The sequence below is a fragment of the Alkalihalobacterium alkalinitrilicum genome (assembly GCF_002019605.1).
Taxonomy (GTDB): domain Bacteria; phylum Bacillota; class Bacilli; order Bacillales; family Bacillaceae_F; genus Alkalihalobacterium; species Alkalihalobacterium alkalinitrilicum.
Window position 1 is genome coordinate 1,070,388 of sequence record NZ_KV917368.1, and the last position, 12,167, is coordinate 1,082,554.

The 12,167-nt window shown below is 36.8% G+C and carries 9 protein-coding genes; all 9 read left to right on the forward strand.

Annotation, left to right across the window (positions count from 1 at the left end; all coding sequences use genetic code 11):
• Positions 1-24 precede the first annotated feature (24 nt).
• Positions 25-1,695, forward strand: coding sequence for a dihydroxy-acid dehydratase (gene ilvD / locus BK574_RS05060; RefSeq protein WP_078427776.1), 1,671 nt, complete (start codon positions 25-27; stop codon positions 1,693-1,695).
• A 280-nt stretch (positions 1,696-1,975) separates the two neighbouring features.
• On the forward strand, positions 1,976-2,476 hold the full coding sequence (locus BK574_RS05065) for a cell wall hydrolase (protein WP_078427777.1): 501 nt from the start codon (positions 1,976-1,978) through the stop codon (positions 2,474-2,476).
• A gap of 546 nt (positions 2,477-3,022) precedes the next feature.
• Positions 3,023-4,849 carry a MotA/TolQ/ExbB proton channel family protein gene (locus BK574_RS05070; RefSeq protein ID WP_078427778.1) on the forward strand — a complete coding sequence of 609 codons (1,827 nt, stop codon included), beginning with the start codon at positions 3,023-3,025 and terminating at the stop codon, positions 4,847-4,849.
• A complete protein-coding gene (locus BK574_RS05075) occupies positions 4,842-5,543 on the forward strand; it encodes an OmpA family protein (protein ID WP_078427779.1) in 702 nt (233 codons plus the stop codon). The genes BK574_RS05070 and BK574_RS05075 overlap by 8 nt, the downstream gene beginning before the upstream one ends.
• 756 nt (positions 5,544-6,299) lie before the next feature.
• Positions 6,300-7,448, forward strand: coding sequence for an iron-containing alcohol dehydrogenase (locus BK574_RS05080; protein WP_078427780.1), 1,149 nt, complete (start codon positions 6,300-6,302; stop codon positions 7,446-7,448).
• Between the two features lie 60 nt (positions 7,449-7,508).
• The gene (locus tag BK574_RS05085) at positions 7,509-8,885 is read left to right on the forward strand and encodes a hypothetical protein (RefSeq protein WP_075387090.1); all 1,377 of its coding nucleotides are present in this window, start codon (positions 7,509-7,511) and stop codon (positions 8,883-8,885) included.
• 26 nt (positions 8,886-8,911) lie between these two features.
• On the forward strand, positions 8,912-10,330 hold the full coding sequence (locus tag BK574_RS05090) for an NAD-dependent succinate-semialdehyde dehydrogenase (protein ID WP_078427781.1): 1,419 nt from the start codon (positions 8,912-8,914) through the stop codon (positions 10,328-10,330).
• Between the two features lie 202 nt (positions 10,331-10,532).
• On the forward strand, positions 10,533-10,871 hold the full coding sequence (locus BK574_RS05095; RefSeq protein ID WP_078427782.1) for a hypothetical protein: 339 nt from the start codon (positions 10,533-10,535) through the stop codon (positions 10,869-10,871).
• Positions 10,872-11,278: 407 nt separating this feature from the next.
• On the forward strand, positions 11,279-12,043 hold the full coding sequence (locus BK574_RS05100) for a SurA N-terminal domain-containing protein (protein ID WP_078427783.1): 765 nt from the start codon (positions 11,279-11,281) through the stop codon (positions 12,041-12,043).
• Positions 12,044-12,167: the final 124 nt, after the last annotated feature.

Genomic DNA, 12,167 nt, shown 5'->3' on the forward strand with positions numbered 1-12,167 from the left:
ATAAATGTAAGGAGAATAAGTTCATTGAATAGTGATTCACCAAAAAGTCGAAGTTCTGTTTTCAATGATATAAACAAGGCACCAAATCGTGCAATGATACGGGCAATGGGAATTACAGATGAAGATTTCAATAAGCCCTTTGTCGGGATTGCAAGCACATGGAGTGAGGTTACACCGTGTAATATGCATATCGATGAGTTAGCTAGAAAAGCTAAAGAAGGTACTTTAAATGGTGGTGGTACTCCTTTTATATTTAATACAATTACTGTTTCTGATGGTATTTCAATGGGAACGGAAGGAATTCGTTTTTCATTGCCAAGCCGTGAAGTGATTGCAGATTCAATTGAAACGGTTATGGGGGCACAAAGTTACGATGGAGTTGTTGCAATCGGTGGTTGCGATAAAAATATGCCAGGATGTATGATTGCTATCGGTCGATTAAATCTACCAGCTGTTTTTGTTTATGGAGGGACAATCCGAGCAGGAAAAGTAGATGGAAAAGACATCGATATTGTGTCAGCTTTTGAAGCCGTAGGCAAATACAATAATGGAGATATCGACCGTGAACAACTTCATAAGGTGGAATGTCATGCGTGTCCAGGAGCTGGATCCTGTGGAGGAATGTATACTGCCAATACTATGGCATCAGCTATCGAAGCGATGGGGATGAGTTTGCCTGGAAGTTCATCCAACCCAGCAGAAACCAAAGAAAAATTACAAGATTGTATAGATGCAGGAAAAGCAGTTATGAATCTGTTATCTAAAGGAATTACGCCTAAGGATATTATGACGAAAAAGGCGTTTGAGAATGCAATCACTGTTGTTATGGCACTTGGAGGTTCTACAAATGCAGTGCTTCATTTACTAGCATTAGCTCATACTATCGATGTTGAGCTTGAATTAGATGATTTTGAACGAATCCGCAAAAAAGTTCCTCATATTGCTGACCTTAAACCAAGTGGTAAATATGTCATGGAAGATCTATCTTTAATCGGTGGTGTACCAGGTGTTATGAAGTTACTTCTTGATAAAGGACTTCTCCATGGGGATTGTTTAACAGTAACAGGTCAAACAATTGAAGAAAACCTCAAAGAAATTGTACCTTTAAAAGAAGGTCAAGAAATTATTTCCTTTGAAAATCCGAAACGTGAAACAGGACCTCTAGTCGTCTTAAGAGGGAACTTAGCTCCAGAGGGTGCATTAGCCAAGATGTCTGGGTTAAAAATAAAAGAAATAACAGGACCAGCACGTGTTTTTGATACGGAGAAAGATGCTACAGATGCTGTCTTAAATAATAAGATTAATCCAGGGGATGTTATTGTCATTCGATATGTTGGTCCAAAGGGTGGACCTGGAATGGCTGAGATGTTATCTATTACAGCAATTGTGGTAGGAAAAGGTCTAGGAGAAAAAGTTGGCTTAATTACCGATGGTCGGTTCTCTGGGGGTACACATGGGTTAGTAGTTGGACACATCTCTCCTGAAGCACAAGTTGGTGGTCCAATTGGATTAATTCAAGAAGGAGATTTAATTACTATAAATAGCGAAACACAAGAGCTGACAGTTAATGTTTCACCAGAAAAATTTGCTGAAAGAGCAAAGGATTGGACTCCGCCTGAACAAAATTTAAAAGGGTATTTGTCTAAATACGCTCGTTTAGTCTCATCGGCATCAAAAGGAGCAATAACAGATTAAAGGAGAACAAAGCATTAAAAAGAAGAGATCAACAGCCTTAGTTCACAGGTTAACAGGACTAAGGCTGTTTTGTCATTCGAAATAAGGAAAGCTACTATACATAATGTGGAATTTAATTCCTTATTATCCATGGAAAACATTACAGGTTTAAAGACTGTGCAATGTTTGTTAAGGTAGAAAAGAGAATTTTGTTATGTTAGAGGAACTAAAAATGCTTCTCTTTTTTTCATCCTATATGTAATCAAATAGGATATTTTGATAACAAGGAGGATGAATACAAATGGTTAATTTACTTACAACATTGTTGTTATTAACAGGAGCAGAAGTACCAGAAGAACAATTGCCGAAGTTACACGAGGAACGTCTCGTTTATACAATAGAAAAAGAGAGTGAAGAAGTGAAAGTACATGCAGTACGAGCTTCACTAACTGTTGAAGAAAAGGAACTTCTCGAACGACTGGTAACAGCAGAAGCACAAAATGAACCGTTTGAAGGAAAAGTTGCTGTTGCAGAAGTTGTTTTGAATAGAATGGAAAACGAGCAATTTCCTGACGAATTAGAAGATGTTGTCTTCCAGGAAAATCAGTTCTGTCCAGTTGAAAATGGTACAATTAATAAAAAACCTACTGAAAAGGCAAAGAAAGCTGTGGAAGAAGCTATAAAAGGAACAGATGAAGCGAATGGTGCATTGTATTTTTACAATGACAATATTATTAAGACCAGTTGGTTGCAAAGTAGGAAAACGACAACTAGGATTGGACAACATGTTTTTAAGCAATAAATGAAGGAAAATATATGTGAGTATATAAAAGCATAGAATATTGTGAGATGGCAGGGAGACCTGTCTTTTTTTGTTCAAAAATCGTTAAGTGCGTCACTGTATTATTCGACATTTGTCGGGTACCACTTTAATAGCAATCCAGTTGGATGTGTAATATCCATTCTCCACTGGGTAGAGTTTGATTAGATGTCCATAGAAGAAAATCTGAGTGGTTGACAAATGAGTCAACGGCTCTTTTTTGTTGTCTAAATAATAGTTTGAGACGGAGACATAACATTGAAGCTCGGATTCAATTTTGAATTGAAATAATTTAAAAAATTAAACAAACGCTTAAACTTCACCCTTCCTTCATGCATGATTTGTCCACCCACTGAATAGCTATTAACAAAGGTACTAGAGACAAGTGAAATGGTCTCGGAAACTTTACAGTAAGGCTGTTTAAAGAGTGTGATGAACTTGCGCGCTCATTATTGAAAAATGGAATAAAATTCATTAAGAAAAGAGAGTTTCTTGTTTATTTCATTTATTTTAATAGGGGGATTTATTATGGTTGAAGCTATTCTAAAATTGTTTGTAAGCGAACAGCAAGCTCAATCAATTTTAGCCAATCCATTGATTGAATTAATTTTCATGGTGTTGTTTTTCACATTTGTTGTCGCCGTTCTGCTTCATTTTATCCTTTATAGTAAATTAAGAAGAATTCGTAACTTTATTCAAGATACGAATTCATTGGATATTACGCCACTAAATCGGTTTCAAGAGGAGTTTGAACATAAGAATAATGAGGATGCGGTGAAAGTCGAGACGTTTGTGCAAAAGAAATTCTCGAGTTGGCGAGTATTTAATGTGCCAGTGGTTAATCTCATTAAAATGATTCAGATGACGGTCTCCGTTTTTATTTTGATTGGTGTATTGGGGACATTTATCGGACTGGCAATGTCACTCGGAAGCATTGATGCTACAGGGGATCAGCTCGTCGAGAATGTCGCCTTAGTCCTAGCGGGTATTGATGTAGCGTTCTATACGAGTATTGTCGGGATGGGATTATCGCTAGTAATGACGGTCGTTACGCGTGTAGTGAATACCGAATATTTATTAACCGATATTATGCTAAAAACGGAATCCTTATTAGACGAAAAAGAACAAGATCCGATGTCACGCCTGATTGATGTATCAGAAAAGATTAATTCTTCCATCGTAGAACTTCGTGAAACGAATCAAGAGTCACTCCAAAATATTGTCCAATCGTTTCAAGGGTTTCAAGAATACACGACTGGATTGAAGCAATCGGCCAAAGATTTAGCAAAGTTTAATGAAGGGTTAACACAAAACTTAAAGGATTTCGCTGTCATTTTTAATTCAATGCGCGAGTTAACAAGTGGCTTTGATAAAGGAGTTACAAAGCTCAATAAGAATTTTGATCAATTGTTTAATTACTTTTATAAAATGGATCAACGAAATGAAAAGATGACGAGTGCATTTACCGAGACGTATAAGAAAATTGATGAACTCTCCACGGCTCAAATGGAAACAATGACGCAATTTCAAAATCAAGTTGTTGATTTAAAGGACTATTTTTCTTCAGTTGCGGATCGTCAGGAAGCGATCCATTCAGCTTTTGAAAGGATGAATGTTCAGAGTGAAACTTTGGTCAACACGATGAGAGATCATAATCAGCAGTTTGAGCGAATTTTTGGTCAAGACGTGAGTTCGAAGCTATCAGGCATTCACACAAACTTAAATCAGTTACGAAATGAGTTTCATTCACTTGGTCATTCGATCGGACGACTTCCTAATGCGTTAGATGCGATAAATAAGGCACAAGGTGATTATAAAAATCTTCTATCATACCGATTTGACGAATTAAAGCAATTTCATCATGAATTTCACAATCATATTAAAGCCAATGCAGGAAATACGCAAACATTAGAAAAATACGTTAGCGAAATGTCGCGTTCAACAGAGCAAACGAATATGCAAAACCAACAATTATTGAATGAAATGAACCGCACCTTGGGACAAATGTCAGAGACATTTAAACAAAGAGAAAATCAGATCGATACCAGTGTTACTGTTCTAAAGGATGCTCTTTCTCGCTATGTCGTTAATGTAGAAGGATCAATAGGTGATAAGTTAGAAAAAGTCAGCCGAAATTTCAATGACTATGTTGTAGATATTAATGATGCAATTAAAAAAGAGTTTAAACAAATTGGCGAAATAACAGAAGATACGCATCAACGTAATTCCCGCCTATTGCAACAAGCTCTTCATGAATTAAGCCAAGAATTTCAACAATTAAATCGTCAGCTTCAGTCTTTCTCGCAAGAAGCGAATAAACAAAATTACCGAGTAAGGGTTGGAAGCAATGATTAATAAATATAAGAAACTATTTAAAGGAGAACAGGAGGAAGGTCATTTTTGGCCCTCATTTACGGATTTACTCACGGCGATTTTATTATGTTTCATCCTTATTTTTATTATCATGATGGTGATTAAGTCGTTCCAAATTGAAGAGATGAAGAGAACCATTGATCAAATCATGGGAGTACGAGTCAATTTAATCCAAGATTTAAATGAAGAATTTAGTGACTCTTCTCTCAATATTGAAATAGATGAGAAAACGGGTGCGCTCATTTTTAATACGGATATATTATTTGAATTTGATGCAGCAGTACTAAAGCCTGAAGCATTTACCTTTTTAGATGAGTTTGTTCCTGCTTACTTAGATGTGCTGTTAGCCAGTGGATATGAAGATTATATTTCTGAAATTATTATCGAAGGGCACGCCGACCGACACGGGAGTTATTTGTATAATTTAGAGCTTTCACAACAAAGAGCGTTTAGTGTTGCAGAGTATATCTTAAGTGAAGATTTCCCATATAAAAACATTCAAGAGCATTTACAGAATAAACTAACAGTTAATGGAAGGTCCTATACCGTAGGCCGCACCGATGAAAATGGTAACTACAGTAACCAAGCGTCACGCCGTGTTGAATTCAAGTTTCGCTTAAAAGATGAAGAGATTTTAGAGAGAACTAGAGAGTTATTAGGGGGAACTACACAGTGACTATCCAATAGGAGAAGAGTTCCTGTGTGATATTATATGATTATTTTCTAGCTGCATTAGAGTTATAGAGAATTTAAATAAAGTTACAATTTCTATTTAGCGTAACAATTTTTGTGTTTACTATCTATTATTGCTAAACATGTACTCATGTATTTGAGTACGTGTTTTTTTTTGCACTGGGTGTGATGGATCAGTACAGCAGCGTTTCTATGCAAGTAGTGAACACGGATTTGACTATGTTATGTGAAGCTTCATACCCTAACGATTTGTCTATCCTCATTTTCAATTATACAACATCGGTAAACTTGAGATCGGTTCAACAATTTTACACCTCAATACGCATTATTAATAGTTTATGAGATAAAAAGGTAGAACGAATTGGCACTTTTACTACAAATAATATATAAATTTATAAATTAATTTCCAATTATTAATAAACTTATATGCTTTTGCTAGCCATAAGGTACACATAGTAAAAAATCTATCGTTAAACACAAACGTTGAAACTTACATCCACTGCTCTTAGTTCACTTGATCTACAAAAACTCTTGTAGCCATAAAAGATACAATCCTCTAAGTTGCAATTAATGCACTAATATTTCCCCATTTTTTAGTATTATTTGACCGTTTTAACAAAAAATATGGTTTAGATGTACAAATTATAATGATTAAATTGCTTGAATAGCTGAAAACTCTGACTCAGAAAGTAAGAATGTGTGTTCGAGTTAAAATTATCAAGAAGAAGGAGAAATATCGATGAACATAGCAACATTTAAAATTGCAAACAAATTAATTACTGGGGAGGGAGCAACCAAACAACTGTATGGTGAAGCGAAATGTTTGAATATGAAGAATCCTTTAATTGTTACTGATGAAATACTTCAAAAAATTGGTGTAGTTGATCAAGTTCAATCGATTTTAAAAGATATTTCCGTGGGCATTTATACAGGGGTTAAACCTGAACCTGAGATTGCTCTAGTTGAAGAATGTACATCGACATTTCACGATGGACAACACGATGGACTCATTGCGGTAGGAGGTGGAAGTGCAATTGATATTGCTAAAAGTGTTTCAGCTTTTGCCTCACATAAAGGTCGTATTAATGAATTATTCGGTACAGATTTAGTGCTAGAAAAAGGGATTCCAATCATCGCGATCCCGACAACAGCAGGTACAGGATCTGAAGTAACGAACATCGCAATTCTTTCAGATAAAGAGGAACAGTTAAAAAAAGGAATTGTTAGTGATTATATTCTTCCAGATGTAGCGATTGTAGCTCCAGAAATGACACTCACAATGCCCAAGTCAGTTACTGCCGCAAGCGGTATTGATGCACTAGTGCATGCAATCGAAGCGTACATTTCAGTGAACGCATCCCCAATAACTGATGCGCTTGCATTAGGGGCAATGAAATTAATAGCGAAAAACCTCCCGAAAGCTTATGCCAATCCGAATCATTTGAAAGCTCGAGAGTATATGGCAACTGGCAGCTTGATGGCTGGAATGGCTTTCGGAAATGCGGGTGTAGCAGCGGTTCATGCCCTGGCATATCCACTTGGTGGACGCTTCAATATTGCTCACGGTATTAGTAATGCCCTATTACTGCCCTATGTGATGGAGTGGAATAAAATAAGTACCGTTGAACGATTCCGTGACATTGCAGAAGCATTAGGAGAAAAAGTTACGGGACTAACAGATTTTGAAGCAGCAGACCGTGCAGTTGAAGCGATGCGCCGATTATGTGATGAAGTTGATATCCCAAAAGGAATGCGTTCGTTTAATATTCCAGAAGAAGCAATTCCTTCTATGGCAGAAGATGCGAGTAAAATTGACCGTCTTTTAAAAAATAATCCGAGAGTTTTCTCTGTTGATGAAATAGAACAGATTTATAGAGCGGCTTACTAACGCAATCTCTTCTCTTACGCTAATGCTTATTCTTTTCCAATTGATTAAGGAGGGAAATATATGTGGAAAAATCGTAAGGATGGTGAAGAACAACCATATCTTCCATTTGGTCCTTTTAAAGTAAGATTACCTTTTTTACATTATAGATTTGAATGGCCAGATTATTTACAAGGGTTATTAATGTGTGCTGTTGATTTGGCAGCGATTCCAATAATGATCGAGCTATTAGGGATGCCATTTGAAGTAGCCCTAGCTGTCGTAATCTTAAATGGGATACTCTATTTAATCCATCATCTTCTTGGCGATCCTGTTGTGCCTGGTTGGATTACACCAGCAATTCCATTAATTACGATATATGTTTTAACGTTTCCAGAGGGTCCTGATCGTGTCTATGCCCTGGTAGCACTGCAGCTAACTTTAGGAATACTCTCAATTATACTAGGTGCAACGGGCTTGGCGAAAAGAGTCGTAACGTTTGTTCCTCCTGCAATTAAATCTGGGGTTATTTTAGGTGCAGGGTTTGCCGCAGTAATTTCGATATTCCAAGTTGGCGGACGTTTTGAGTCATTTCCATGGACGATTTCAATTGCTGTCGGTATTGCTTTTTACATTATTTTTTCCAGACATTTCTACAAACTAAAGTCGAAAAACAGGACATGGTTCTTAATCTCAAAGTTAGGTATATTTCCAATTATTATCTTAGCTGTTATTATTGGCCCGATGTTTGGTGAAGCGCCTTGGCCGCAAATTGAATGGGGATTTAGTAATCCAGATTTTATAACACTTTATAAGGAATATACGGTATTTGGACTTGGGATGCCCCCTTTGATGATGTTTATTGCATCGATCCCTACTGTTTTGGCAACCTATATCGTTTTATTTGGTGACGTTATTCAAACAAAGGCACTCGTTGAAGAGGCGCAAGAATATCGAAAAGATGAAAGAATTGATTATGATTCAAACCGTGCTCATTTACTTTTTGGTGGACGTAATGCTTTTATGAGTATTTTTGGACCCGATCCAGTTATGGCAGGTCCATTATGGGCCGCTATGCAAGTTGTTATCATTGAACGATTTAAAGAAGGAAAAAAAGCAATGCATTCCATTTTTGGTGGTATGGGTTCATTCCGTTGGGGAACGAATACGGGTTTACTGCTTCTTCCTATTGTCAGTTTAGTCCAACCGATTCTTGGGATAGCTCTTGCTTTAACACTTCTAATCCAAGGTTATGTTAGCGTCCGAGTTGGAATAATGGAATCTCGAAGTACCCGCGATTTAGGGATTGCTGGGATAACAGGTGCAGTATTAGCAACCAAAGGAGCAGCATGGGGATTCGCTGTCGGTATTCTCTTAACTTTACTCATTTATGGTAAGCAATTCTTTGTTGGAGAGAATGAGGAAATCTTTACGAAGGATCTAAAAGTGGAAAAAAAATAAATTAATGCAAGGAGAGTGTTGCACCAATGGAACATTATTCCATATACATCAATGGTCAATGGTTGGGAGAAAACTTTGAAAAAATAGAAGTTTCCAATCCTGCAACAAATGAAATTATTGCCACTGTTCCTAAAGGTGGTGCAAATGAAGCAAAGCAAGCTGTAGATGCAGCCTATGATGCATTTCATGAGTGGTCCAAATATTCAGCTTACGAACGGGCCGAACTTATTCGAAAATGGTACGACCTGATTAACGAAAATAAAGAAGAAATAGCAAAAATGATGACTGCTGAACAAGGAAAGCCATTAAAAGAAGCACTGGGTGAAATGACTTATGCAAATGGTTTCCTCTCGTGGTATGCAGAAGAGGCCAAGAGAATATATGGAGAAACGATCCCAGCGACCCAACGAAACAAGCGTCTTTTTGTGCAGAAGCAACCAGTTGGTGTTGTTGCAGCTATTACACCATGGAACTTTCCAGCGGCAATGATCACCCGTAAAGTAGCGCCAGCTCTAGCTGCAGGGTGTACAGTTGTTGTCAAACCAGCTGAACAAACTCCAATAACCGCGATCAAAATGGCAGAGCTTGCCGATAAAGCAGGTATACCAAAAGGGGTGATCAATGTAGTAACTGGTGACCCCAAAGCTATTGGTAAGGTTTGGTTAGAAGATGACCGTGTTCGTAAGTTAACATTCACTGGCTCTACTGAAGTTGGAAAATTATTAATGCGAGGCGCTGCTGATACGGTTAAAAAGGTATCTCTAGAGCTTGGTGGTCATGCTCCTGTCATCGTCCTGGATGATGCAGATCTTGATAAAACAGTAAAAGGCGTCATTGAAGCAAAATTTCGTAATGCTGGTCAAACATGCATCTGTTTAAATCGCGTTTACGTTCATGAATCAATTTATGAGACGTTTCTTGAAAAGCTTATTCCGAAAGTAAAGGAACTAAAAGTAGGCAATGGATTTGATGAAGGTGTAGATATCGGTCCTCTTATAGAACAAAACGCAGTTGAAAAAGTACAAAATCATATTGAAGACGCAGTCAAATTAGGGGCAAAAATTGAAATTGGTGGGAAGATAAAAGACGGATTATATTTTGAACCGACTGTATTATCGAACATTGATGATGATATGTTGTGTATGTGTGAAGAAACATTTGGGCCATTAGCACCTGTAACATCTTTTAAATCTGAAGAAGAAGTTATAAAGCGTGCAAATAATTCCATCTTTGGACTTGCAGCTTATGTATTTACTGAAAATATTTCTCGTGGAATACGTATTACTGAAGCACTTGAATATGGAATTATTGGATTAAATGATGGACTACCATCTACTCCTCAAGCTCCATTTGGCGGATTTAAACAAAGTGGTATTGGACGTGAAGGGGGCCATTACGGGCTTGAAGAGTATTTGGAAGTAAAGTATATCTCACTAGGGTTATAATAAAAACAGGGCTGACTTAAAGATATGAGTCAGCCTTTAATTATTTAATAATACTTCTATTACCAAGGGTCCGAAAAATAATACACTGTTTGATGTGAATTACTAGCTGTATTCTCCTTAGTATCGTAGTCAAAACTTAACAGGAATGCGATAATGAGATTTACTTAAATAAAAGGGGAAATTTTTAAAGAGGTGTACGTTTGTGGATGTTATTTTATATGATTTATTTTTAGTCGTATTCGGGCTTATTCTTGGGATCTTAGTTAGTGATCCACTTAAAAAATTATTCAATGGAAAATATAAGGAAGAGGCGCGGCAGAAAAAACGTGTCAAACTATTAGTATACATAAGGAAAAACAGTTCCAAGGCTGGACCGACCACCGAAGAACTGGCCGAGAAGGTGTTCGCAAATAAGGTCGATATGGACACGGTCAAACAACTTCTAAAAGATGTCGAAGACACTGGTCTAATTAAACGGATTGTTCATAAAGGACAAGAAGAAGAGAAGACAAGATGGGTTTTTACGGATAAAAAGTATTAAGAACAAGCTGATTATCCTGTGCTTTTTCGAAGTAAAGAATTTGTTGTAATATAGGGTGGGTAATAGAAGTAATTTTATTATATGAACTGTTGTCTGAGAGGTAAAGGGAAAAAGTAGGTTTTTAGTAATAACCTATGAGAAATCTACCCCATGTTCGAAGCGAGGGAAGCCATTTTGTGTTTTGGATAATCTAGGCGATTGAAAACCGATGCGCTTAGATTTTTTTAATTTGGTTACTTTTACACAATTTAAATCAAACAAGCCTGAATTGTTGCTATAACAGACTTCTCCTATATGATTTTTATTTAAATTCTATAAATGTTGTTCTCTTCGTACTTTGATAGAGATGTATGAAACGAAAGAATATGTTACAATGACCATCAAAATGAACCGAAAAGGAGAATGATATGAGAAAAAAATGGATACTAAGTTTACTACTTGCAGGATTTATTACAGTATTTGCTGCATGCGGAAATGCAGATGATGCCGCAGAAAATAATGATCTTCAGGAAGAGGCTACTCCAGTTGCTGGAGATAGTGCTGAGCTACCGCCAATGCCCGAGCCAGACTTGGAAGGTATTCCTGATGTAGTTGCAATGGTTAATGGTAAAGAGATTTTGAAAGAAGAATTTAAAACGACGTATTTAGGTTACTTTACGCAAATCGCAATGGAAGCGCAAATGTATGGGGAAGAAGTTGATCAAGAACAACTAAAAACTCAGATCATAGAAAGTATGATTGGACAAGAACTACTCATTCAAGAAGCAGGAAAAGCTGGTTTGGAAGCTTCAGATGAAGAAATCTCTCAATCGCTTGATGAATTAGTGGCACAATATGGGCTTGAATCACAAGAAGAGTTCTTGACTGCTATGCATGAACAAGGTTTAGACGAAGAAGAAGTAAGGTCTGAGCTGGCAATGCAAGTAAAAATAGATAAACTGATTATTAGTGAATCTGGAGGCATTGAGCCTACTGAGGACGAGTTGAAAGAATACTATGATCAGATTTTAGCTCAAATTGGTCAAATGGGTGATGAAGACGCAGAAATTCCAACTTTTGATGAAATTAAATCCGATATTAAAGAGCAAGTAAAAACTCAAAAAGTATCTGAAGCAGCACAGGTAATCGTTGGAAAACTTCGTGAAGAATCAGAGGTTACTGTTCATTTATAATAACGCAAAAGCTGGCTCATGGTTTTGAGTCAGCTTCTTTTAATTAGAATAAAATTTTGAAGTACATTCAACAATTTACATAACTTAGCTCGTTTATTTATTCAGCATCAACTGAAAGTAATAC